General features: G+C 67.5%; 13 protein-coding genes. 9 read left to right on the top strand and 4 right to left on the bottom strand.

What is annotated here, in order from left to right:
* Positions 1-223: 223 nt before the first annotated feature.
* On the bottom strand, positions 224-1,033 hold the full coding sequence (locus ACSQ3Q_RS00875) for a hypothetical protein (protein ID WP_436132556.1): 810 nt from the start codon (positions 1,031-1,033) through the stop codon (positions 224-226).
* Positions 1,034-1,436: 403 nt separating this feature from the next.
* Here ACSQ3Q_RS00875 and ACSQ3Q_RS00870 point away from each other — a divergent pair, with 403 nt between their 5' ends.
* Positions 1,437-2,360 (top strand): DMT family transporter, encoded by a 924-nt coding sequence (locus tag ACSQ3Q_RS00870; protein ID WP_436132555.1) that lies wholly within the window; start codon positions 1,437-1,439, stop codon positions 2,358-2,360.
* Between the two features lie 123 nt (positions 2,361-2,483).
* Here ACSQ3Q_RS00870 and pssA read toward each other — a convergent pair whose 3' ends face one another.
* Complete coding sequence (pssA, locus tag ACSQ3Q_RS00865) at positions 2,484-3,110, bottom strand: CDP-diacylglycerol--serine O-phosphatidyltransferase (protein ID WP_436132554.1); 627 nt, start codon at positions 3,108-3,110, stop codon at positions 2,484-2,486.
* 352 nt (positions 3,111-3,462) lie between these two features.
* Between pssA and ACSQ3Q_RS00860 the strand changes: the two genes are divergently transcribed.
* Both ACSQ3Q_RS00860 and ACSQ3Q_RS00855 read left to right on the top strand, forming a co-directional pair.
* The gene (locus tag ACSQ3Q_RS00860) at positions 3,463-5,472 is read left to right on the top strand and encodes an acyl-CoA synthetase (RefSeq protein ID WP_436132553.1); all 2,010 of its coding nucleotides are present in this window, start codon (positions 3,463-3,465) and stop codon (positions 5,470-5,472) included.
* 93 nt (positions 5,473-5,565) lie between these two features.
* Positions 5,566-6,576 (top strand): Bug family tripartite tricarboxylate transporter substrate binding protein, encoded by a 1,011-nt coding sequence (locus tag ACSQ3Q_RS00855; RefSeq protein WP_436132552.1) that lies wholly within the window; start codon positions 5,566-5,568, stop codon positions 6,574-6,576.
* A 226-nt stretch (positions 6,577-6,802) separates the two neighbouring features.
* Here ACSQ3Q_RS00855 and ACSQ3Q_RS00850 read toward each other — a convergent pair whose 3' ends face one another.
* Positions 6,803-8,926 carry an acetoacetate--CoA ligase gene (locus ACSQ3Q_RS00850; protein ID WP_436132551.1) on the bottom strand — a complete coding sequence of 708 codons (2,124 nt, stop codon included), beginning with the start codon at positions 8,924-8,926 and terminating at the stop codon, positions 6,803-6,805.
* 177 nt (positions 8,927-9,103) lie between these two features.
* Here ACSQ3Q_RS00850 and ACSQ3Q_RS00845 point away from each other — a divergent pair, with 177 nt between their 5' ends.
* Positions 9,104-9,712, top strand: coding sequence for a TetR/AcrR family transcriptional regulator (locus ACSQ3Q_RS00845; RefSeq protein ID WP_436132550.1), 609 nt, complete (start codon positions 9,104-9,106; stop codon positions 9,710-9,712).
* Between the two features lie 308 nt (positions 9,713-10,020).
* The gene (locus tag ACSQ3Q_RS00840) at positions 10,021-10,920 is read left to right on the top strand and encodes an alpha/beta fold hydrolase (protein ID WP_436132549.1); all 900 of its coding nucleotides are present in this window, start codon (positions 10,021-10,023) and stop codon (positions 10,918-10,920) included.
* A gap of 69 nt (positions 10,921-10,989) precedes the next feature.
* Here ACSQ3Q_RS00840 and ACSQ3Q_RS00835 read toward each other — a convergent pair whose 3' ends face one another.
* Positions 10,990-11,226, bottom strand: a complete 237-nt coding sequence (locus tag ACSQ3Q_RS00835) for a DUF6139 family protein (RefSeq protein WP_436132548.1) — start codon at positions 11,224-11,226, stop codon at positions 10,990-10,992.
* Between the two features lie 274 nt (positions 11,227-11,500).
* Here ACSQ3Q_RS00835 and glgB point away from each other — a divergent pair, with 274 nt between their 5' ends.
* The 4 genes from glgB to ACSQ3Q_RS00815 are packed head-to-tail and all read left to right on the top strand — an operon-like array spanning position 11,501 to position 19,783.
* The gene (glgB, locus tag ACSQ3Q_RS00830) at positions 11,501-13,441 is read left to right on the top strand and encodes a 1,4-alpha-glucan branching protein GlgB (RefSeq protein ID WP_436132547.1); all 1,941 of its coding nucleotides are present in this window, start codon (positions 11,501-11,503) and stop codon (positions 13,439-13,441) included.
* Positions 13,428-15,575, top strand: a complete 2,148-nt coding sequence (locus tag ACSQ3Q_RS00825) for a maltotransferase domain-containing protein (RefSeq protein WP_436132546.1) — start codon at positions 13,428-13,430, stop codon at positions 15,573-15,575. Before glgB ends, ACSQ3Q_RS00825 begins: the two co-directional genes overlap by 14 nt.
* Positions 15,576-15,592: 17 nt before the next feature.
* Positions 15,593-19,006, top strand: a complete 3,414-nt coding sequence (gene treS / locus ACSQ3Q_RS00820) for a maltose alpha-D-glucosyltransferase (RefSeq protein WP_436132545.1) — start codon at positions 15,593-15,595, stop codon at positions 19,004-19,006.
* Positions 19,007-19,051: 45 nt separating this feature from the next.
* Positions 19,052-19,783 carry a mechanosensitive ion channel family protein gene (locus ACSQ3Q_RS00815; protein ID WP_436132544.1) on the top strand — a complete coding sequence of 244 codons (732 nt, stop codon included), beginning with the start codon at positions 19,052-19,054 and terminating at the stop codon, positions 19,781-19,783.
* Positions 19,784-19,795: the final 12 nt, after the last annotated feature.

Genomic DNA, 19,795 nt, shown 5'->3' with positions numbered 1-19,795 from the left:
TGCGCGTGTCCCACACGGGCGCAGGCCGCATTGACGAGGGCGCGGCTTGGGGGTGCAGCGGCCCCTGGCTGACCCATTCAACGCGCACACCGCCACCGAGCTTGCCGCGCTCCTACGAATCTCCCCTTTGTGAAGTGCGATGGGCGATGTGGCACGCAGCAGCGCAATGCCGAGCACCACAAAAATGCTGGGGCTAGTACCGCCGCGCGTACAACCTCAGCGTCTACTGCGGCGTGCTGCGGGCCGCGTGCGGCACGTCGTAAGCACCAAACAGCCGGGCGGCCGGCTGTGTCTCAGGCAGCACGTACACCACCGCGCCCGTGCGGCGCACCGCGGGGCTCAGCACTTTTTCGTAGAACGACACCGGCAGGTTGATGCAGCCAAAGGAGATGCGGTTGTCCTTGGCGGTCTTGGAGGCCAGCCGCTCCAGCCGGCGCTCGGCCTTCACGTTGGCACGCACGCGGTGCATGGAGACCGCCGCGTCGTAGTCCACCCACACCACGTCCTCGCCATTGGCGTTCACGCCGGGTTCGGCGATGAAACGGCCGGCCGGCGTAGTGCGCTCTGCAGGGAGCACCTGGGCAATCGGCTTGTCGCCGATGCCCGGCACCGTGTGGTCGCCAATGGCCGAGCCCAAAAGCGCGGGCGCCGCGCCCTGAAGCCGGCCGCCCGCGTCGAAGACGTAGACCTTGGCATCCTTCTTGTCGACGACCACCACGGCGCGTTGCTGGTGGTCACCGGAGTGGAAAGTCCAGTTGGCAATCTGCCGCACCTCCGCAGAAGCCTCCTGGCCGCCGAACTGTGCCAGGCGCGGCGCGGGTGAGGGGGCCAGCTTTGGCTGCGCAGGCGAGGCGGCCACTGGGCCAGCGATGGAGGCGCCGCGCGGAAAGTCCGACACTGTTCCCGACGGTTGCTGCGCGGGCGGCGCAACCAGCAACAACAGCGCCGCAGCCACCAAAAGCAAGCCCTCGCGCAGCGCGCCAAAGCGTCCGGTGGCATCGGGAGTGTCTTGGGAGGCGGTCTTGTGGGGCATGGTGTTCTTGTGGGCAGCTCCGCTCAACGCAGCCTGGCTCGGTGGTTTGATAAGAGCGCCGGAGTGCGATGCGACCGCCGCAGGAGGCCACTGCGAACAGCAACACAGCGGTTTCGGAGGTTGGAGGTTGGGTGCATGGGCTCCTTGGCGGGCGAGGACCACCGTCGCTACGGAGCCAACATTAACCATCTCACCCCCGTGCCAACGTGCGCCAATGCCGCAGCGTGTGTAGGAACCAGCCCCGTCAACTGCCGCCAGACCTGACCTGTGTCCGGCTATTCCCTTGGCCAGCACCATGATGCAAGCGCGTCCGACACCCACGCAGCGGGCGCGACCCACCATGGCCAGCACTCCCTCTCCCACCCGCACATGCCACGGTGCAAGCCCCTTCCATAATCGCCCGATGCCCTCCCCCCGTAAAACCCACATCGACTCCCTCGCCCTCTGCGTGCTGCTGGCCTGCTGCATGTTCTGGGGCTTTCAGCAGGTGCTGGTCAAGGCCACGGTGGCCGAGGTCGCGCCGGTGTTCCAGGCCTTCGTGCGTTTCGCGCTGGCCACCGTAGCGGTGGTGGCCTGGTGCCTGTGGCGCGGGGTGCGGTTGTCCGCCGCGGCAGAGCCCGCTGGCGCGGCGCGCGCGGGGCTGCTGGCCGGGGCGCTGTTTGCGGGGGAATTTGCGTGCATCTACCTGGGCTTGCAGCACACCAGCGCTTCGCGACTCACAGTGTTTTTGTATGCCTCACCGTTTTGGGTGGCACTGCTGCTGCCGCGTTTTATCCCGGGTGAGCGCCTGCAGGGCTGGCAGTGGCTCGGCCTGGCGGCGGCGTTCGTCGGCGTGGGGCTGGCGCTGGGCGATGGCCTGCTGGGCCCCGCCAATGCTGCCCTGCCCCAGGCTTGGTTGGGCGACCTGCTGGGCCTGGCCGCGGGCTTGATGTGGGCCCTGACCACGGTGGTGATCCGCACCACGCCGCTGTCCCGCGTGGCCCCGGCCAAGCAGTTGCTCTACCAGGTGGGCGTGAGCACGGCGGTGCTGCCGGTGATTTCGCTCGGCCTGGGCGAAGCCTGGGTGTGGCAGTTCAGCACCTTTGCCTGGGGTTCGTTGCTGGCGCAAGCACTGGTGGGGGCATTTGCCAGCTACCTGGCCTGGATGTGGATGCTGGCGCACTACCCGGCCACCAAGATTTCGGTGTTCGTGTTCCTCACGCCGGTGTTCGCGCTGCTGTTTGGCGCGGTCTGGCTGGGCGAGCCCATCACCCCGGGCCTGGTGGCGGCGCTGGTGCTGGTGGCGGCGGGCATCGTGCTGGTCAACCGCCGGCCCGCTGCGGGCTGAAATTCAAGCCAAAACAGCCTCTAGCGCTTGATTATCAAACACTTGTTGCTATATATTTTATAGCAAAACTATGTTTTAAAGAATGGGGTGCCCTGCGTGGCACCGCGCCAACGGCCAACCCGCTCAGAGCTTCGGAATCCGGATACGGCTGATCATCAGCGACCCCGACACCGCAAAGATCAGCACCAGCGGGTGCAGCGTGAAGCCGCCGATGAGCACCTTGCCAAACCACAGGTTTTCGCGCACGGCGCCCGTGAAGGCGGCCAGAGCCAGCAGGGCCACGAGCACGATGGACGTGGGGATGGGCGTGCCCTCGAAGTACTTGACCTTGCCGTCGTCGCCCGACAGCGTCTCGGCCGTGACGTTGTAGCGCGCCAAGCGCGACACGCCGCAGGCCACGAAGTACGCCAGCACGATGCGGTCGAACAGCCCCTGCATGCCACAGCCGTAGGCAATGATGGCGGGCGCCACGCCGAACGAAATCACGTCGGCCAGCGAGTCGAGCTCGCGCCCCATGGCCGAGCTCTTTTGGCGCCAGCGGGCGATGCGGCCGTCGAGCACGTCGAAGATCAGCGCGGCCAGCACCAGGGCGGCGGCAAAGTACACGTGCACCACGTCGCCGGTTTCCAGGTAGGTCATCGACGAGAACAGCGCGCCCACGCCGCAGACGGCATTGCCCAGCGTGAACCAGTCGGCCAGGTGGAACTCACGGATCATCGAAAAACGCTTGGGATGTTGGGAAGTGTTCATGTCAGGGGCTCCGGTCGCGCCAGGATGGCGGATAAGGACGCCACATTATGGGCGGCCGGTGCAAGGGCTTTTTGTAGGCACACCGCCCGCCCGGGGGTGGATGAAATGGGAGGCGGACGGGGCGGAGGTGGGGGCACGGGGTGCTCTTGAGACTCCTCCACAGAAGCAGCGGGGCCCCAAGGCTTTGCCCCACGCCGTCGTGCGCTCGGGGCGCCTGCGCGCCACTCTGGTTCTCTGGATCGGAGCACGCGCCCCGCAGGTGCAGGAACCCAGCGCATTTTTGGGGACGCCGATGTGATTGTCAGGAAGCCCCCGCGGCCCAACAATGGCCGATCCGCTTTCCGCTGCACCCATGACCTCCACCACGCCCCACGCCGCCGCCCCCCTTGCCTATCCGCCGCTGAACCCGCCGTTCGCCCGCACCACCAGCGTCCGCAGCCTGGCGGACGTCGAACGCCTGGAGGCACGGCCCCTGGCCGAGGCGCTGCTGGTGCAGAGCACCTACGAGATTTTCTGCAACGCGGCCCATGCGTTTGGTGACAAGACCGCGCTCACCTTCTTACCCACGGCCAACCCGGCTGACACACCCCTGCGCTGGTCGTTCAACGAACTCTTGGCCGGCATCCACCAGACGGCCAACCTGCTGCACGCGCTGCGCGTGGGGCCCGAGGACGCGGTGGCCGTGCTGCTGCCCGGCTGCCTGGAATACCACCTGGCCCTATGGGGCGGCGAGGCGGCGGGCATCGTACAGCCGCTCAACCCCATGCTCACCGACGAGAAGCTGGTGGCAATGATGACCGTGGCGCGCGCCAAGGTGCTGATCGCCTGGGGCGACGAGCCCACGGACGGTGACGCAGGCCTGTGGGCCAAGGCCCTGCGCCTGCGCGGCCAGGTGCCGACCCTCACCACGGTGTTGCGTGTAGCGCCGCACGACGAGGCAGCCGGAGCGGCCGGGGCACTGCCCGAAGGCGTGATGGACTTCGGGGCCCGCAGCGCGCAGCCTGTGGACCGCCTGGTGAGCGGGCGGCGCATTGCAGCCACCGATATCGCGGCGTATTTCCACACCGGCGGCACCACGGGCGCCCCCAAGCTGGCGCGCCACAGCCACGGCGCGCAGGTGTTCACCGCCTGGGCCAGCGTGCAGATGCAGGGCATCACGCCAGGCGACGTGGGCATCAACGGCTACCCGCTGTTCCATGTGGCGGGCGTGTTGCCCGGGTCGCTGGCGGCGCTGTCGGCGGGGGTGGAAACCATCATCCCCACCACCGGCCTGTTCCGCAACCGCGAGGTCATCGGCAACTACTGGCGGCTGGCCGAGCGCTACCGCTGCACCTACCTCTCCGCCGTGCCCACGGTGCTGGCGGCGCTGGCCAACGTGCCGCTGGATGGCGCCGACATCAGCTCGCTGCGGTATTGCCGTACGGGCGCGGCCATCCTGGCGCCGGAGCTGGCGGCGCGCTTCGAGCGGCTGTTCGGCTTGCACGTGCACGAGAGCCTAGGCATGACGGAGATGGCGGGCATCTCCACCATCACCCCGCCCGGCGTGGACGCGCCTGCGGGCTGCGTGGGCTGGCGGCTGCCGTACACGCAGCTGCGCATCGTGGCGCTGGATGCGCATGGCAACGCGTCCGGCCAGGACATGCCGCGCGGTGAGCCCGGCATGGTGCTGTTCAAGTCGCCCAATCTGTTCTCGGGCTTTCTGGATGCGGCCGACACGGCCAAGGCATTCACAGAGGACGGCTGGCTGGCCACGGGCGACCTGGGCTTTGTGGATGCAGAGGGTCGCCTGAACCTGAGCGGCCGCTCCAAGGACCTCATCATCCGCAGCGGCCACAACATCGACCCCAAGGTGATCGAGGACGCACTGGGCGCCCACCCCGCAGTGCAGCTGTGTGCCGCCGTGGGCGCGCCCGATGCGTACGCGGGCGAGCTGCCCGTGGCCTACGCCACGCTGGTGCCGGGCGCGCGGGTCACCGAGGCCGAGCTGCTGGCCTTCACCGCCGAGCGCGTGGACGAGGCCGTGGCCCGCCCGCGCTGGGTGAAGGTGCTGGCCGCCATGCCGGTGACCAACGTCGGCAAGATCTTCAAGCCCGAGCTGCGCCTGCGCGCGGCCTGCCACACGGTGCAGGCGCTGGTGGACGGCGTGTGCGCCACGCAGGTCCCCGGTGCGCCACGCCCCCTGGTGCAGCCCGAGGGCGACAGCGCCGTGCGGGTAACCGTCATGCCTGCCAGCGCGGCCGCTGCAGACACTGCGGACACGGACGCACTGCTGGCCCGTCTGCGCGAAGTGCTCGCGCCTCTGCCGCTCACCGTCACGGTAGCCAGCGACCCGGCGCCAGAGGTTGGTCACGCACCCGCATAAGCCCGCGTGACAGGTCCGTTTCGGCGCGCCACCATGCAAGCGGAGCCGGTTCGGTTTCTTTTTTCTAACAACAACTTCGACAGGAGACAGCGCATGCCCTTCCACCACAAGCTGATGAACCGCCGCCACTGGTTGGGCCGCGCCGCGCTGGCCGCCGCAGCGGCCAGTGTCGGCACCGCCGCCTTTGCGCAGGCGCCCGCCTACCCCAACAAGCCCATCAAGGTGATCGTGCCTTTTGCTGCGGGCGGTGCCACCGACGTGCTGGCGCGCGTGCTGGCCGAGAAGATGGCCGTGGGCCTGGGCCAACCGATCGTCATCGACAACAAACCCGGCGCGGCCGGCATCATCGGCACCGACGCCGTGGCCAAGGCCGCGCCCGACGGCTACACGCTGCTGCTGGGCCTGAGCAACTCGATGCTCACGAACCAGTTCCTCTACACCAAGCTGCCCTACAGCCCCGAGCGCGACATTGCGCCCATCTACCAGATCGCCATTGCGCCGCTGGTGCTGGTGGCACACCCCAGCGTGCCCGCAGCCACGGGGCCCGAGTTGCTCAAGTACGTGGTGGCCAACAAGGGCAAGGTCGCCTATGGCTCGTATGGCACGGGCGCGTATCCGCACCTGGCCGGCGCGTACATGAGCCTCACGCAGAACGCCGACATGAGCCACGTGGCCTACCGGGGCGAGGCGCCCATGGTGCAGGACCTGCTGGGCGGCCAGATCCAGATCGCGTTTGCGAGCGCGCTGCAGGCCAAGGCGCACATCGACGCGGGCAAGCTCAAGGCGATCGGCGTGAGCGGCGAGCACCGCATGGGCACCCTGCCCAACGTGCCCACGTTGGCCGAGCAGGGCCTGAACGACGAGGCCTACCGCGTGGCGGGCTGGCTGGCCTTTGGCGCGCCGGCCGGTACGCCCGCGCCCATCCTGGAGCGCATCGCGGCCGAAGTGCGCAAGGCCACGCAGCAGCCCGACGTGGCGCAGCGGATCGTGGCGATGGGGTTCGACGTGCAGAACAGCTCGCCCGCGCTGTTTGCGGCGGCGATTGCGAAGGAGCGGCCGGTGTGGGAGCGGCTGATCAAGGCGTCCGGCGCGAAACTCGACTAACCCCCTGAGCGGCTGCGCCGCTTCCCCCTCAGGGGGACGCCGCCAGCGCGGCGGGGCGGCTCTTGCGCGGCGGCCCTGGCTTGGCGCCGTGCCCTGGTTGACCGTTCCGGCCCGGGCTTGCAGCCGGTGCCAGCCGCGAGGCCGGAACCATGCAGCTCAGCACATCGCGGAAAGCTGAATTTCAGGTCGAAAATGGCCCTGGCGCTTATCCATCAGGCGCTGGTAGCTATGTATTTGATAGCGTGCTGGACCGTTCCTTTGCAAACGCCACATACCAGTCCAGGCACCCCGGATTGGCCATCGCATCCTTGTTGACCACCTTCTCGATCGGCTGGCCCAGCAGCAATTTCTTGATCGGCAGCTCCTGCTTCTTCCCACTGAGCGTGCGCGGCACCTCCGCCACAGCAAAGATGTCGTCGGGCACAAACCGCGGGCTCAGCGCCGTGCGCACTGCACCGTTGATGCGCGCACGCAAAGCGTCGTCGAGCACGCTGCCGGGGCGCAGCGCCACAAACAGCGGCATGTAGCTCTCGCGGCCCAGGTACTCCAGGTCGACCACCAGGCTGTCGAGCACTTCGGGCAGGGATTCGACGGCGCTGTAGATCTCGCTCGTGCCCATGCGCAGGCCATGGCGGTTGATGGTGGCGTCGCTGCGGCCATAGATGATGCAGCCGCCACTGGCGCCGTCGATCTTGAGCCAGTCCCCGTGGCGCCACACCGCGCCCATGCTGGCGGGGCCATCGCCACCCCCGGGTTGGCGGCCGTGCCCTGCGGGGTACATGTCAAAGTAGCTCGACAGGTAGCGTGACCCATCCTTGTCGCCCCACAGGTAGAGCGGCATCGACGGAATCGGCTGCGCGCACACCAGCTCGCCCACCTCGCCCATCACCGGCAAGCCCTCCGTGTTCCACGCTTCCACGGCTGCACCCAGCATGCGGCACTGCATCTCACCAGGCACCTGGGGCATTTCGCGGTTGCCGCCGATGAAAGCGCCGCAAAAGTCGGTACCCCCAGAGATGTTGTTCCACCAGATGTCGCGTGTCCCCAGTGCCTCGAACTGCGCCGTGCCCCACTGCTGCACTTCGGGCGACAGCGGCGAGCCCGTCGTGCCCAAAGCGCGGATGCGCGTCAGGTCGCCATAGTCCGCCAGCGTGATGCCCGCCTTCATGCAGTTGGCAAAAAACGCCGCGCCCGCGCCGAAAAAGGTCACGCCCGTCTCGGCCGCAAAACGCCAGAGCACGCCCCAGTCGGGGTGGTCTTTGCTGCCGCCAGGGTTGCCGTCGTAGATCACGCAGGTCGTGCCCGACAGCAGGCCGCTCATCTGCGCGTTCCACATCACCCAGCCGGTGGAGCTGTACCAGTGGTAGCGCTCGCCAAAGCTGTTGGCGTCGTAGCTGCAGCCGATATCGTTGTGCAGCACCTTGAGCTGCAGCGCCACCAGCAGCGAGCCGCCGTGGCCGTGCACGATGGGCTTGGGCAGGCCCGTGGTGCCGCTGGAGTAGACGATCCACAGCGGGTGGTCGAACGGCAGCCACATCGGCTCGAACGCCGCAGTTTCAGCATCATTTCGGGCCGTAGCGCCAGTCCAGCTTGCCCATTCAGCTATCAAAACAGAAGCATCCAGATTGCCCAGCAGCACCGCGTGCTGCACGCTCGGGAGCGCGCCGCGCAGCTCGGCCAGCACGGCGGTGCGGTCGTGATCGCGCCCGCCATAGGTCACGCCGTCCACGCCGATGAGTACCTTGGGCTCGATCTGCCGGAAGCGGTCGAGCACCGCATGCGTGCCCATGTCGGGCGCGCAGATGCTCCACACGCCGCCAATGCTCACCGTGGCCAGAAAGGCCACCATGGCCTCGGGCACGTTGGGCAGGTAGGCGGCCACGCGGTCGCCGGGCAACACGCCCTGGGCCTTGAGGTGCAGCGCCAGAGACGCGACCTGGCGGCGCAACTCGGGCCAGGAGAGTTCACGGTGCTGGCCTTTTTCATTGCGGCTGATGATGGCCGGCAGGCCTGCGGCGTGGGCGGCATCGACATGGCGCAGCGCCTGGCGCGCGTAGTTCACCTGTGCGCCGGGGAACCACTGGGCCCCAGGCATCGTGTTGTGGGCCAGCACCGCGGTATGCGGCGTGGGCGACTGGATGCCGAAGTAATCCCACACGCTTTGCCAGAACGCGTCGAGTTCGGTGGTGGACCAGCGCCACAGCGCGTCGTAGCTGTCGAACGCCAGCCCACGCTGGTCGCGCAGCCAGTTCTGGTACAGGCGGATCTGCGGCACAAACGGGGGCGCAGATCGCGCGGGCGCCGCGGTGGTGGGTGCCGAACTTTGCGGGGGGGTTTTGCTTGTCTCCATGGCGACGCAGCGTACCAGCGGGGCGGGCTGCGGGCCAGTCGGTGGGGTCCCGTGATTGACAGCAGTACCGCTCTTCAGGACTGCGGGCTGCGCAGTGGCGGCGCACCCGCAGCGCGGGCAAAACCCCTCATCTCGCCGTGGATTTGATATTTCGCACGGTTGTGCTAAATTCGCGCCATGGACGCCAAGACCCAAAAAGCAGAACTCACCCGCGCAGCGATCGTGGGCGCGGCGCTGGACCTGGCCGCGGCCGAGGGCCTGGAGTCGATCACGCTGCAGGCCGTGGCCGACCGCGTGGGGTTGTCCAAGAGCGGCGTGTTCTCGCGGGCCGGCTCGCGTGAGGCGCTGCAAAAGGCGGTGATTGAAGAGTTTGGCCGCCGCTTCCTGGCCGACGTGTTCGTGCCCGCCATGCAGCAGCCCAAGGGCCTGCCGCGCCTCAACGAGATCGTGCGCCGCTGGATAGCCCGCACGCGCGATGTGGAGGCCTTTACCGGCTGCATCTACACCGCGGGCGCGTTTGAGCTGGACGATCGCGAAGGCGAGTTGCGCGACCTGCTGCACACCGAAATCACCCGCTGGCGCGCGGCGCTGCGGCGCACGGTGCTGCAGGCCATCGAGGCCGGCCACCTCCCCCCTGACACCGCGCCCGACCAGCTGGTGGGCGAGATCTATTCCATGATCATGGGCTTACTGCACGATGTGCGCTTCCTGCGTGATCCGCAGGCGGTGCCACGCACCGAGGCGTCGTGGGCGCGCCTCGTCAAGAGCTACCAACCAACCGCCTGACCGCTGGTCGTGCAATGGAAACCTCTTGCCTTCATTTGCCCCAATTTCGCACAACCGTGCGAAGAAAGGAACCACCATGCTGATCCTCTTGGGTATTGCGGCCATTGCAGCCGCGCTGGGCGCCCTCCGCGGGCTGCGCGACACCCTCGCCCGGTTGCCACGCAGCAACCGCGACTGGATTTTTTATTGAGCGCTGAGCCACGCACGCCGCGCCCTTTTTGATGGGCTGGCGCCTGCGGTCTCGGCCAGCGCCTGCGTTGCGCCACGCGCCCGCCGCGCCACCCTTCTCTCTCTTTTCGGAGCCCGCCATGAGCCACACCACCGCCCTGCAAGCCACCTCCAACTTCTACAGCGCGCACGCGGCCATGCGGCTGCTGCGCGCAGCGCTCGGGACCACCGAGCGGCTCTGGCCCGCGCTGGCCGTGCGTGCGGCCTACCGCCTGTTCGGCACGCCGCTGCCGCTGCGCAAACCCGGCAGCCCCACCTCGCCGGGCAGCGCATGGCGCACGGAGCGCTGGCCTTTTGAAGATGCGGAAATCACGGTCTACACGCCCCTGGCACAACCCCATGGCCCGGCGGTACTGCTGCTGCACGGCTGGGGCGGGCACGCGCGCCAGATGCTGCCGCTGGCCGAAGCGCTGGCCGCACGGGGTTTGCGGCCGGTGCTGATGGACCTGCCCGCCCATGGCGGCAGCCGCGGCCGGGTGAGCAACCTGCCCCAGTTTTCGCGCGCTATCGAATACGCCACCGCCCGGCTGCACGCGCAGGATTCGGCTCCCCACGCCGTGGTGGCCCATTCACTGACGGCCAACGCGGCGGCCCACGCCGCCAGCCGCGGCCTGGCCACAGGGCGGCTGGTGATGATTGCGCCGCCGGCCTCGCCGCACGAGTACACGCGCCTGTTCGCGCAGGTGTTCGGCCTCTCGGAGCGCACGCGCGCCGCCATGCAGCGTCTGATCGAGGCGCGCGAAGGCGTCCTCATGCGCCAGTTCGAGCCGCCCGCCGTGGGCCCGCGCATCGCGCTGCCCACGCTGGTGGTGCACGACCGCGGCGACCGCATCAACCGCTTTGCGGACGGCGAGGCCTACCGCGACCACATCCCGCACGCCAAGCTGCTGGCCACCGACGGCCTGGGCCACCGCAAGATCCTGCAGCATGCGGACGTGCTGGCAGCTATGGTGGATTTTGTGGACGGCCCCGCGCCATAAACCGCGGTCGCGGTCACCAGCGAGCGCTTGTGAACGCAGGCCTGCGTCCTGCAGCGGCCTGCCCCTACTTCAATCGGTCATCTTCGCCAGGCTGGTGATCGCGTAGCCCTTTTGACCCATCTGCTCGCTCGGCCGTTCGATGCCGTACTGGTCCCAGCGCTCCAGAGAATCGTCCAGCTCTAAGCCGCGGGCCTCGTCTTCCCAGGCGGTGTCGATCGCCTCTTGCGGTATCGGCTGGCCCTCGGGCACGGCCAGGTGGGAAAACTTGCCATCGGCTTCGGCCTGGCGGTAGATGTCCACGCGCATGTTCGGGTCCTTTCGTACGTCGATCAACACACTCTAGCCCGGTCCGCAGGACACGCCACGTAGGAATAGCCCCTTTACCGACACCGCACTGTGGGCGCGGCGGGTGCAAGACACCTCCTACAGCCGGGCAAGGTGTTGTCCTGCAAGCCCTTGCGTCCGTGCCGCGCGGTGCCGGCAGCTCGGCCATGCACCAATGGCATCTGTCGCGCCCCTGTCGCCATCGGGGCTCACCGTCCCACCGGTACCGGCGCGGCATTCCGCGCTCCCGACCGCCATGAGGAACCCATCCGTGCAGGCATCCCCGCTCCAGACCGCGCTCACTGCGCATGACGCTTATCTTTTTCGCGAGGGAACCCATGCACGGCTGTACCAGGCGCTGGGCTGCCACCTGCGCGCGGACGGCGATGGGGCAGATCTGGCGGTGTGGGCCCCCAATGCCGCCCATGTTTCGGTGATCGGCGAATGGAACGGCTGGAACTCCGACGCCAACCCGTTGCGCCACCGCACCGATGACAGCGGTGTGTGGGAGGGCCATGTGCCGGGCGTCGAGCAAGGACATGCCTACAAATTTCGCATCGTTGCGCAGAGCGGTGATGTGCTGGAAAAAGCCGATCCCTTTGCGATGTACGCCGAGCTGCCCCCCGCCACCGCGTCGCGCGCCTGGTCGCTCGACTACGAATGGAACGATAGCGCCTGGATGGAAAGCCGCGGCGCGCACAACGCGCTGGACGCGCCGATGTCGATCTACGAGGTGCATCTGGGGTCGTGGCGGCGCAAGGACGGCGCCTTCATGGGCTACCGCGAGCTGGCCCATGCGCTGGCCGAATACGTGCTGCACACCGGCTTCACCCATGTGGAGCTGATGCCTATCACCGAGCACCCGTTTTATGGCTCCTGGGGCTACCAGACCACCGGGTACTTCGCGCCGACGGCCCGCTATGGCACGCCGCAGGATTTCATGTACTTCGTGGACCATCTGCACCAGCAGGGCATCGGCGTGCTGCTCGACTGGGTCCCGTCGCACTTCCCCGCCGACGCGCATGGCCTGGACCGTTTTGACGGCACGCACCTGTTCGAGCATTCCGACCCGCGGCAGGGCTTTCACCCCGAGTGGAACTCCAGCATCTTCAACTACGGGCGCCACGAGGTGCGCAGCTTCCTGGTGTCGTCGGGGCTGTTCTGGCTGGACAAGTACCACCTGGATGGCCTGCGCGTGGACGCGGTTGCGTCCATGCTGTACCTAGACTACGCACGCAAACACGGCGAATGGATTCCCAACCGCCACGGCGGGCGCGAGAACCTCGAAGCCATCGAGTTCATGCGCCACCTCAACCGCGCGCTGTACCGCGACCACCCCGACACGGTATGCATTGCCGAGGAGTCCACCGCCTGGCCGATGGTGTCGCGACCCATCGAGATGAATGGCTTGGGCTTTGGCATGAAATGGAACATGGGCTGGATGCATGACAGCCTGTCGTACATGAAGGAGGACCCGGTCAACCGGCGCTACCACCACCACAAGCTCACGTTCTCGATGGTGTACGCGTTCAACGAGAACTTCGTGCTGCCGCTCTCGCACGATGAGGTGGTGTACGGCAAGGGGTCGCTCATCAACAAGATGCCCGGCGACGAGTGGCAGCAGTTTGCGAACCTGCGGGCGCTGTTCGGGCTGATGTGGGCCCACCCCGGCAAGAAGCTGCTCTTCATGGGCGGCGAATTTGGCCAGCGGCGCGAATGGGCACACGAGGGCGAGCTGGACTGGGAGATGTCCGGCTGGGAACGGCACAGCGGCGTGCAGCGGCTGGTGGGCGCGCTCAACCGCGTGTACCGCAACGAGCCCGCGCTGCACCAGGTCGACTTCTCGGCCGAAGGCTTTGAGTGGCTGGAGGCCGACGACGCTGCCCAAAGCGTGATCGCCTTTTTGCGCAAGCCGCGCGCTGGCGGGCCCACGGCCGCGCCGGTGCTCGTGGTCTGCAACATGACACCGGTGCCGCGCGAGAACTACATCGTCGGCGTGCCCACAGCCGGCTTCTGGGGCGAGATCCTGAACACCGACGCCCGCGACTTCGGGGGCTCGGGCTGGGGCAACCTGGGCGGGGTCGAATCCACGCCCGTGCGCTCGCGCCGCTTCACGCAGTCCCTGTGCCTGACCTTGCCGCCCTTGTCCGCCATCTACCTCACGCCGTCACCGGCCGCCGCCCATGACAACGCCTAGCCCCACCCCCATCTTGCTGCAGCCCAACGCCAGCCCCCGCACCCACGCCAGCACGATTGCGCCTGAACGCATGGCGCACGACGGCCGTGTCCGGGCCGTGGTCGAGGCCGTTCTGCCCGCCGTCGATGCCGGCCGCTTTGCGGTCAAGTGCGTGGCGGGCGAACCCTTTGTCGTCACAGCACACTGCTTTACCGACGGGCACGATGTGTTGCGCGTGATGCTGTGCTGGCGTGCAGACGATGCCACCGCACCGGTGGAGGTGCCCATGGTCGCCACGGGCAACGATGAATGGCGGGCCAGCTTTTTGCCGCCTGCGTCCGGGCGCTACTACTACACGGTCACCGCCTGGGTGGATTCCTTCGATTCGTGGCGCCGTGAGCTGGTGCGCCGGGTGGATCCGGAAGACATTTGCATTGCCGCCCGCGTCGGCGCCATCGAGATCGCCGCCGCGGCGCACCGCGCAGAGGGCGAGGACCAGGCCGCGCTGGTGGAATGGGCGCAGGCGCTGGAGGACGAGGCCCTGGCCGCGGGCGCAGTGCAGAGCGCCGAGCGCGCCACCAAGGCGACGGCACTCAAGGCCCTGGCGCTCGATTCCGACCGCGCCGAACTCATCGCGCGCTACCCGGACCGCCGCCACGAGTTCCGCTACCCCACAGAATTCCCGCTGGTGGCGGACCGCGAACGCGCCCGCTACAGCACCTGGTACGAGCTTTTTCCCCGTTCGACCTCGCCCGTGCCCGGCGCCCACGGCACGCTGCGCGATGTGGAAAACCGCTTGCCGGCCATCGCCGCCATGGGTTTCGACGTGTTGTACTTCCCGCCCATCCATCCCATCGGCCGCGTGCAGCGCAAGGGCAAAAACAACGCGCTGACGGCGCAGCCGGGCGATGTGGGAAGCCCCTGGGCGATTGGCGCGGCAGAGGGTGGCCACAAGGCCATCCTGCCCGAGCTGGGCACGGCCGAGGACTTCCGCCGCCTGGTGGGCGAGGCACGCCGCCACGGGTTGGAGATCGCGCTGGACATTGCCTTCCAGTGCGCGCCCGACCACCCCTACGTCGAGCAGCACCCGGACTGGTTCCGCTGGCGGCCCGACGGCACCGTGCAATACGCGGAAAACCCGCCCAAGAAGTACCAGGACATCTACCCGTTCAATTTCGAATGCGACGACTGGCAGGGCCTGTGGACGGAACTCAAGAGCGTGTTCGAGCACTGGATCGGCGAGGGTGTGCACATCTTTCGCGTCGACAACCCGCACACCAAGGCCTTCCCGTTCTGGGAATGGGTGATCACCGAGATCAAGCGCAACCACCCCGACGTGCTCTTTTTGGCTGAGGCCTTTACCCGGCCCAAGGTCATGCACGGGCTGGCCAAGCGGGGGTTTTCGCAGTCGTACACGTACTACACCTGGCGCAACACCAAAGAGGAGCTGACGGCGTATTTCATCGAGTTGTCGAGTGGCCCGGGCAAGGACTACTTCCGCCCCAACGTGTGGCCCAACACGCCCGACATCCTGAACGAGCACCTGCACGGCGGCGAGCCTGCGGTGTTCATGTCGCGCCTGGTGCTGGCCGCCACGCTGGCCGCCAGCTACGGCATCTACGGCCCGGCGTACGAGCTGCTCGAGCACGATCCGCGCGAGCCTGGGAGCGAGGAATACCTGCACTCCGAGAAGTACCAGCTGCGCCACTGGGACCACGACCGGCCCGACAACCTGCGCGACTTCATCACCCGGGTGAACCACATCCGACGCGAGAACCCCGCCTTGCATTCGGACAACTCGCTGCGCTTTTTGTCGATCGACAACAACGCCCTGATCGCCTACGCCAAGCGTTCGCCCGACGGCCGCAACACCGTGGTCACCGTGGTCAACCTCGACCCGCACAACGCGCAGTCGGGCTGGGTCAACCTGAGTGCCGCCTGGGTGGCCGGTGCCGAAGCCGCAGAGGAGGAGAGTGCGGCATTGGCCCCCGCGCCGGCCGAGCGCTGGCAGATGCACGACCTGCTGAGCAATCAGCGGTTTGTGTGGCAGGGCGACTGGCACTTCGTGCAGCTGGACCCCCACCGCGTGCCTGCGCATGTTTTCCTGGTGCGGCGGCATGTGCGCCGCGAGCATGACTTCGATTTCTTCGAATAAAAAACGAGCGAAAAACCATGAGCGCCATTCCCGCCCCCGTGCTGCAGCCGTCACCCCCGGGTGACCTGCCGGACCCTTTGCCCGGCATCACGCCCGAGAACCCCGAGATCGACACCAGCGATGACCCGCTGTGGTACCGCGATGCGGTGATCTACCAGCTCAACGTGAAGGCGTTTTTTGACACCAACGGCGATGGCGTGGGCGACTTCAAGGGCGTGACCGCCAAGCTCGACTATGTGAAGGAGCTGGGAGTCAACACCATCTGGCTGATGCCGTTTTATCCCTCGCCGCTGCGCGACGACGGCTACGACATCTCGGAATACGAAGACGTGCACCCGCAGTACGGCACGCTCGACGATTTCCGCGAAATGCTGAACGCAGCGCATGAACGCGGCCTGCGTGTGATCACCGAGCTGGTGATCAACCACACCTCTGCCGACCACCCGTGGTTCCAGGCCGCGCGCCATGCGCCCCCTGGCTCGCCCGAGCGCGACTTCTACGTGTGGAGCGACACCGACCAGATCTACCAAGGCACGCGGATCATCTTCACCGACACCGAGACCTCCAACTGGAGCTGGGACCCGGTGGCCAAGGCCTACTACTGGCACCGGTTCTTCAGCCACCAGCCTGACCTGAACTTCGACAACCCGGCGGTGATGGAGGCGGTGCTCAAGACCATGCGCTTCTGGCTGGACATGGGCGTGGACGGCTTCCGGCTGGACGCTATTCCCTACCTGGTCGAGCGTGACGGCACCAGCAACGAGAACCTGCCCGAGACGCACGCGGTCATCAAGAAGATCCGCGCCGTGATCGACGCCGAATACAAGAACCGCTTTCTGCTGGCTGAGGCCAACATGTGGCCCGAGGACGTGCGCGAATATTTTGGCGATGGCGACGAGTGCCACATGGCCTATCACTTCCCGCTGATGCCGCGCATGTACATGGCCATCGCACAGGAAGACCGCCACCCCATTGTCGAGATCCTTCAGCAGACGCCCGAGATTCCCGACGGCTGCCAGTGGGCCATCTTCTTGCGCAACCACGACGAGCTCACGCTGGAGATGGTGACGAGCAAGGAGCGCGACTACATGTACAACATGTACGCCTCCGACAAGCGCGCGCGCATCAACCTCGGCATTCGCCGGCGCCTGGCGCCGCTGATGGAAAACGACCTCGACCGCGTCAAGCTCATGAAGGGCATGCTGCTGTCGATGCCGGGCTCCCCGGTCATGTACTACGGCGACGAGATCGGCATGGGCGACAACGTGTTCGTGGGCGACCGCAATGGCGTGCGCACGCCCATGCAGTGGAGCCCCGACCGCAACGCCGGCTTCTCGCGCGCCGACCCGCAGCGGCTGTACCTGCAGCCCATCATGGACCCGATGTACGGCTACGAAGCGCTCAACGTGGAGACGCAGGCGCGCGACCAGAGCTCGCTGCTCAACTGGACGCGCCGCATGCTGGCGGTGCGCAAGACGAGCCACGCTTTCGGCCGCGGCAAGCGCATTTTTCTCAAGCCCGGCAACCGCAAGATCCTGGCGTACTTGAGCGTGCACGAGGACGACGTGATCCTGACGGTCTTCAACCTCTCGCGCGCGGCGCAGCCGGTGGAGCTGGACCTGTCGGCCTACAAGGGCCGCGCGCCAGTGGAGATGCTGGGGCGCGTGACCTTTCCCCCCATCGGCGACCTGCCGTACCTGCTCACGCTGCCGTCGTACGGCTTCTACTGGTTCCGGCTCTCCACCGAAGCCGAGATTCCCTCCTGGCACCAGGACGGGCTCGATTTGCAGGAGCGCCCTGTGCTGGTGCTGTTCGACGGCTGGACGAGCTTTTTCCGCGACCAGGTCATGCCCTGGCGCATTGGCATGGCCGAGCGCATGCACACGCAGCTCGAAACCGACACCCTGCCCCGCTTCATCGAAACGCAGCGCTGGTACGCCGGCAAGGGCGGCAGTGCGGTCCAGCGCGCACGCATAGAGGACCACGCGCTGTGGAGCGACGAGGGCCATGAATGGATGCTGCCGCTGCTCGCAATTGAAGGGCCCGAGGAGCCTGCGACCTACTTTGTGCCGCTGGCGCTGGCGTGGGAAGAAACCGACGAGGAGCGCATGAAGCGCATCTCGCCCGGCGGGCTGGCGCGTGTGCGCCAGCAGGCCCAGGTGGGCGTGCTGGGGGACGCGTTCCACGACGAGGCGTTTTGCCGAGCCGTCGTGCGCGCCATCGGTGCGAACCGCGAAGTGGCGACGGCCCACGGCCGGCTGCGCTTCAAGCCCACGGGGGCGTTTGCCGGCATCGCCGCGCGGCTCGATGAGCTGCCGGTGAGCCGCCCGGGTGCGCAAAGCAGCAACACCGTCGTCACTTTTGACGAAACGCTGTTCCTCAAGGGCTACCGCCGGCTGCGCCCGGGCCTCAACCCCGAGCTGGAGGTCGGCAAGTTCCTCACCGAGGTGGCCCGCTACCCGCACTGCGTGCCCGTGGCCGGCGCGCTGGAATACACGGCCAACGACGGCACGCAGATGACGCTGGCGTTGGTGCAGTCGTACGTGTCCAACCAGGGCGATGGCTGGGACTACACGCAGGGCTACCTGGAGCGTTTTCTGGAAGACCTGCGCGTTGCGCCGGCGCAGGCACAGGCACCGGCCGATGTGCACGGCGGCTACCTGGCGCTAGCGTCCACGCTGGGCTTGCGGACCGCGCAGCTGCACCGGGCGCTGGCGCTGCGCACCGGCTACCCCTCGTTCGACCCCGAACCGCTGACGGCGCAGGACGTGGCGGCCTACCGCCAACGCGCCACCGCCGAAGCCCAAGACACGCTGGCGCTGCTCGAGCGCCGCCTGGCCGAGCTCCCCGCGCCGGTGCAGTCCGACGCCCAGGCCGTGCTGGCACGGCGCACCACCGTCATCGACCACATCGCCGCAGGCAGTGCCCCGCTGACGGCACCGGCAGGAATCAAGACGCGCTACCACGGCGACTACCACCTGGGCCAGGTGCTGGTGACGGGCAACGACTTCGTCATCATCGACTTCGAGGGCGAACCAGGCCGCAGCTTTGAAGAGCGGCGCGCCAAGGGCTCGCCGCTGCGCGACGTGGCGGGCATGCTGCGGTCGTTCAACTACGCCCGCTGGGCCGCACTCAAGCACACCATGCAGAGCACCGAGGAGGTGGTGCGCATGGACGCGGCCGTGCTGCAGTGGGAGGAAGCCACGCGCAGCGCCTTCCTGGGCGCGTACATGGGCCACATGGCCGGCAGCGAGCAGGAGCGGCAGACCACGGCCAGCCTGCTGGCGCTGTTCGAGATGGAAAAGGCGCTGTACGAACTGCGCTACGAACTTGGCAACCGCGTGGACTGGGTGCAGGTTCCGCTGCAGGGCATCTTGGCCCTGATCGGCGCAACGCCTGAATTCGAACCCCGCCAGGCCCCTCTGGCCTAACGCGCCACAGCCGCGCGCGGCCTCACACAGAACGAGAGAAATTTCATGGAAAACTTCGGTATCCACCTGGAACCTGCGCGGGCCATGCTCTACCAGGTGGGCGCATATCTTCCGCGCATCCTCATCGCCATCCTGATCGTGTTCGGCGGGTGGCTGCTGGCCAAGGCAGCACGGTTTGCCGTCACCCGCGGCCTCAGGGCCATCAACTTCAGGGTGCTCACCGAACGCGCCGGGCTCGACTCGTTTTTGCGCCAGGGCGGCATGGCGGGCGACACCACCGACATCTTCGGCCTGCTGGTGTATTGGCTGGTGATCCTGGCAGCGCTACTGGTGGCGTTCAACGGACTGGGGCTGAGCTACGTCACGGCCCTGCTCAGCCGCCTGGTGTGGTTTGTTCCCAACCTCTTCATCGCGCTGCTCATCCTGGCGTTCGGCGCCTACTTTGCGCGGTTTGTGGGCAACACGCTGGCGGGGTATGGGCACCGCAAGAAGCTGCAGGACGCCGCGCTGCTGGGCAAGGTCGCGCAGTACGCCATCGTGGTGTTTGTGGTGCTGATTGCGCTGGACCACCTCAAGGTGGGCGGCGACATCGTGCGCCAGAGTTTCCTCATCCTCCTGGGCGGCGTGGTGTTTGCCGCAGCGCTGGCGTTTGGCCTGGGCGGCAAGGACTGGGCGGCAGAGCGCATCGAGAGCTGGTGGCCGCGTGCGCGCAAGCCTGACGCAGGGCAGCCGCCTGCCCCGCCCCTGGCGCGCAGGCCGGGCGACCCAATGCCCTGACGTGCCCCCGGG

Origin of the sequence: Acidovorax sp. LjRoot129 (genome assembly GCF_964253765.1) — a bacterium.
Taxonomy (GTDB): domain Bacteria; phylum Pseudomonadota; class Gammaproteobacteria; order Burkholderiales; family Burkholderiaceae_C; genus Acidovorax.
This window is presented reverse-complemented; position numbering and strand designations above follow the sequence as displayed.

What these genes read in the sequence shown, in the direction of transcription:
- ACSQ3Q_RS00875 (WP_436132556.1), bottom strand. Translation starts at nt 1,033, where the DNA reads ATGCCCCACAAGACCGCCTCCCAAGACACTCCCGATGCCACCGGACGC.
- ACSQ3Q_RS00870 (WP_436132555.1), top strand. Translation starts at nt 1,437, where the DNA reads ATGCCCTCCCCCCGTAAAACCCACATCGACTCCCTCGCCCTCTGCGTG.
- pssA (WP_436132554.1), bottom strand. Translation starts at nt 3,110, where the DNA reads ATGAACACTTCCCAACATCCCAAGCGTTTTTCGATGATCCGTGAGTTC.
- ACSQ3Q_RS00860 (WP_436132553.1), top strand. Translation starts at nt 3,463, where the DNA reads ATGACCTCCACCACGCCCCACGCCGCCGCCCCCCTTGCCTATCCGCCG.
- ACSQ3Q_RS00855 (WP_436132552.1), top strand. Translation starts at nt 5,566, where the DNA reads ATGCCCTTCCACCACAAGCTGATGAACCGCCGCCACTGGTTGGGCCGC.
- ACSQ3Q_RS00850 (WP_436132551.1), bottom strand. Translation starts at nt 8,926, where the DNA reads ATGGAGACAAGCAAAACCCCCCCGCAAAGTTCGGCACCCACCACCGCG.
- ACSQ3Q_RS00845 (WP_436132550.1), top strand. Translation starts at nt 9,104, where the DNA reads ATGGACGCCAAGACCCAAAAAGCAGAACTCACCCGCGCAGCGATCGTG.
- ACSQ3Q_RS00840 (WP_436132549.1), top strand. Translation starts at nt 10,021, where the DNA reads ATGAGCCACACCACCGCCCTGCAAGCCACCTCCAACTTCTACAGCGCG.
- ACSQ3Q_RS00835 (WP_436132548.1), bottom strand. Translation starts at nt 11,226, where the DNA reads ATGCGCGTGGACATCTACCGCCAGGCCGAAGCCGATGGCAAGTTTTCC.
- glgB (WP_436132547.1), top strand. Translation starts at nt 11,501, where the DNA reads ATGAGGAACCCATCCGTGCAGGCATCCCCGCTCCAGACCGCGCTCACT.
- ACSQ3Q_RS00825 (WP_436132546.1), top strand. Translation starts at nt 13,428, where the DNA reads ATGACAACGCCTAGCCCCACCCCCATCTTGCTGCAGCCCAACGCCAGC.
- treS (WP_436132545.1), top strand. Translation starts at nt 15,593, where the DNA reads ATGAGCGCCATTCCCGCCCCCGTGCTGCAGCCGTCACCCCCGGGTGAC.
- ACSQ3Q_RS00815 (WP_436132544.1), top strand. Translation starts at nt 19,052, where the DNA reads ATGGAAAACTTCGGTATCCACCTGGAACCTGCGCGGGCCATGCTCTAC.